This is a genomic window from Okeania sp. SIO1H4 (genome assembly GCF_010672695.1).
Classification (GTDB): domain Bacteria; phylum Cyanobacteriota; class Cyanobacteriia; order Cyanobacteriales; family Microcoleaceae; genus Okeania; species Okeania hirsuta.
On record NZ_JAAHGB010000153.1, the window covers coordinates 1 to 3,746 of the forward strand.

At 42.4% G+C, this 3,746-nt stretch carries 3 protein-coding genes; 1 reads left to right on the forward strand and 2 read right to left on the reverse strand.

Annotated elements, in window-relative coordinates; all coding sequences use genetic code 11:
* Window positions 1-628: 628 nt before the first annotated feature.
* Window positions 629-1,369, forward strand: coding sequence for a dienelactone hydrolase family protein (locus F6K06_RS33225; RefSeq protein ID WP_287245275.1), 741 nt, complete (start codon window positions 629-631; stop codon window positions 1,367-1,369).
* A 132-nt stretch (window positions 1,370-1,501) separates the two neighbouring features.
* On the opposite strand, the gene msrA is transcribed toward F6K06_RS33225, so the two are convergent.
* Window positions 1,502-2,035 carry a peptide-methionine (S)-S-oxide reductase MsrA gene (gene msrA, locus F6K06_RS33230; protein WP_287245277.1) on the reverse strand — a complete coding sequence of 178 codons (534 nt, stop codon included), beginning with the start codon at window positions 2,033-2,035 and terminating at the stop codon, window positions 1,502-1,504.
* Between the two features lie 713 nt (window positions 2,036-2,748).
* Window positions 2,749-3,746: tail fiber protein (locus tag F6K06_RS33235; protein ID WP_287245279.1), on the reverse strand; the 998-nt coding region annotated here is incomplete at its 5' end.

The following is a 3,746-nucleotide window of genomic DNA, read 5'->3' on the forward strand; positions in this document are numbered from 1 at the left end:
ATTCGACCCGTAAACATACAGGCTCGATGAGGCAACTGGGGCAAATGAAGCGCTCAAAATCTCAAAGTGCGGACTTTGTTGACGGGGACTTAGAAACCCCGTCCGTCTACACGGCGGGGTAGTTCATTGAATTATTACTTTCATTGCTGTTTAACTTTGTTAACACTATTGTTAACTAAAAATCAGCAAAAATCAACCTAGAAAATACTGAATTTTTCCGAACAATTGTTTGAGAATAAATTATCGCAAAAGTAGCTCCTTGAAGAAGGAGACAGGAGACAGGAGACAGGAGGAAAATTACATGGGGATTCGCTCCCCCAAGTAATGCGTGAACACCCCCGTTGACGGTGGGGTATTAAACCCACAAAGAAAATGATAAAATCACTTATATTTTAATGTTTAAGGAATATAAGCCTTCAAAGTATAGATGTTACAGCAGATTCCAAGTATATGAAGTACAAATATTAATGATCAAACTTTTGTAGTGCGGACATCTTGCCCGCCACAGCGATACCTCACTGAGATGAAATCCGCTGTATCAAGTCAGTATCCCCTATAAATTACGTAATTTTGCTAAAGTTAAGCTGTATTGTAGAAAAATTCCTCAAGACAATAATGGAGATAAAAGGTGCAAATTACTAAACGTAACATCGAGTTAAAAGTTGATGATAGTTTAATGCGTGTATATGTAGCAACTCCTAAACCGGAAGGAGTTTATCCAGGTATTGTATTCTACAGTGATATTTATCAATTGGGAAGTCCGATAATTCGTCTAGCTAATTATTTAGCTGGTTATGGTTATGTAGTAGCTGCCCCAGAAATTTTTCATCGTACTGAACCAGTGGGTCTCGTCATTGAGCCAGATGACCTGGGGCGAATGCGGGGTAATGACAATGCACGTCGAACTAAAATAGCTGAATATGATGCGGATACAACAGCTGTGATTGAATTTCTCAAAACAGAAAGTTCAGTTGCTGAGGATAAAATAGGTGCTATGGGTTTTTGTATTGGTGGACATTTAGCATTTCGGGCTGCTTTTGAGAAAGAGATAAAAGCCACAGTTTGTTGTTACCCGACTGGTGTTCCCAGTGGCAAATTAGGTAAGGGAGTCGCTGATACAATTAAACGAGTGAATGAAATTCAAGGTGAAATATTGATAGTATTCGGTACTCAAGACCGTCATACACCAGAAGGCGATCGCCAAACCGTAGCTCAAGCTTTGGAACAAGGGAGTATAGCTCATCAAATTTTCTTATATGAAGCGGAGCATACTTTCATGCGTGATGACGGTTATCGTTATGACTCCGCTGCAACTACTTCAGCTTGGTCTAAAATAATACCTTTCTTTAATCGTGTGTTTGACAATTAATAGAAAGAAAACACTATTTTTAGTTAATTAATCACAATTATAGTTGGGCAGAATGTACTAGACTTTCCATTTCACTTAGCCCAACTTACATAACTAAAACTATTCTTAGTAAAGCAAAGATGCTGCAACTATTTATGCAGATACCTTATCTGGGAAATATTTCTTGAGTTTTTGCAACTTTGGAGGAATGGAAAATGCACAATAAGGTTGATTAGGATTCTTGTTAAAATAGTTTTGATGATACTCCTCAGCTCTATAATATTCCTTCAAATCAACCACTTCAGTAACGATCGGATTATTAAACGTGCCATTATTATCCAAAGTCGAAATAACTTCTTGAGCAATATCTTTTTGTTCTTGGGAGTGACACATAATAATTGAACGATACTGAGTACCAACATCATTCCCCTGTCTGTTAAGTGTTGTGGGGTCGTGAGTAACAAAAAATATTTCTAATATTTCACGCAGTGATATTTTTTCAGAGTCAAAGGTAATTTTTACCACCTCAGCATGGCCTGTTTTTCCAGAACATATAGATCTATAGTCAGGATTCTTAGTATTTCCTCCAGCATAACCAGATTCTGCCTCTTTAACCCCTGCGACAGACAGAAAGACAGATTCTACACACCAGAAACATCCGCCACCCAATACAATTGTATCTAACATGAATTTTTGCCTCCAAATTTTGGCTATAATTTCCATTAAGTATTATTGTAAACTGATTAGGGAATAGCAATCTTCAGTTCAAACCAGTCATATCAAGTCCGGTAGCATCGGAGTGCGTATCATGAAGGTGAAGAAAAAAGAGCGATATTCCTACGCAACACTACCGCGATCGCCACTATGCCAAAAAGCAGCAGTCCTCATTAATATAGAATACAACTATTTCTGCAACTTATTAAACTTCAGGTATATCTATAGTTTTTACTTTAGTCTACCTTTGTGAAAACCGCTAGAATTCAGATTCTAATTTTTTACTAAAAAAAACCTTGCAGGTTTCTAATACCCACAAGGTCTTTTTTTTATTCATTTATGAGAATTGACTATTGACATCCTCCCGACGCTGCACTTGCGTGAAAGCGCGGGATTCCTAACCATCGCGCTCTTAGGTCTTTCTGCTGCCTCTTGCAGAGGAGCTGCGCTAACAATGCACCAGCCTCCAAGGTCAAGCCTCTTTTCGGTCTAAAGGCGCGCTCCACAGACTGACACTGCTAGCCCAGCAGCCTTTTTTTAAGTCTAACACACTATTGGCATGCGCCGCAAAATTGATTGGTTTTTCCTGCGGAATGCTGCACAAACATCCCGACGCTCCCCTGACCGGAGAGCGCGGGTCTTCAACCAATGTTGAGATAAAACTCAACTGTCAAGTCTCAAACACATCAATTTGTAGTAGTAGGTTGAACGAATAGGGATGGTGCCTCTGGTTGTGCCTCTGGTTGTGCCTCTCCTTCAAAGGTCATTAGCTCTCCACCTTCTTCTATCATGTTATTTACAATCAGTGATTGTGCTTGCAATATCTGCAATTGTTGGAGCAACGTTACATCGTTAGTTTGAAGATCTGTGAGGTCTACAAGCTCCCCTGTATTAGTTACAACATCTCCAAATACAGTGTTAGCAGGTACTATATTGCCATTTCCTAAATCCACTAAAAGTGTAGGACCGCCGCCTGCAGGAACAGCTTCTACACTTGTAGGTCGGCCAACAGGACTAACACCTACGAGATTTGGAAGAGCAAAGTTAGTGACTCCATCACCACCATATAAAGTTCCTAATACCCGGAATAGAGATTCGTTTCCAGCGATGGGTAATAACTGACCCTCAAGAGATAAGAATCCTGGAGGAGCTGCAGTACCAGCAAACAAAACTACTTCTCCAGGGAAGAAACCTGCAGGAGCATCCTCTGTTGCAATAATATAAGCCAGTGGTGGACCTACTTGAGCGGATAGACCAGGAAGGCCAGGAGCACCAGCAGGACCTACTGGACCCACTGGACCCACTGGACCAGGAGCACCATCTAATCCTGGAGTTCCTGGTACACCTGCCGGACCGACTGGACCTGCTGGACCGACTGGACCGACTGGACCTGCTGGACCTGCGAGACCAGGAGCACCATCTAATCCTGGAGTTCCTGGTACACCTGCCGGACCTACTGGACCTGCTGGACCTACTGGACCTGCCGGACCTGCGAGACCAGGAGCACCATCTAGTCCTGGAGTTCCTGGTACACCTGCCGGACCTACTGGACCTGCCGGACCTGCGAGACCAGGAGCACCATCTAATCCTGGAGCACCAGGAGCACCATCTAGTCCTGGAGTTCCTGGTACACCTGCCGGACCTACTGGACCTGCCGGACCTGCGAGACCAGGAGCACCATCTA

Excerpts from the sequence above, each read along its gene's own strand:
- msrA (WP_287245277.1), bottom strand. The coding sequence starts at position 2,035 with ATGTTAGATACAATTGTATTGGGTGGCGGATGTTTCTGGTGTGTAGAA.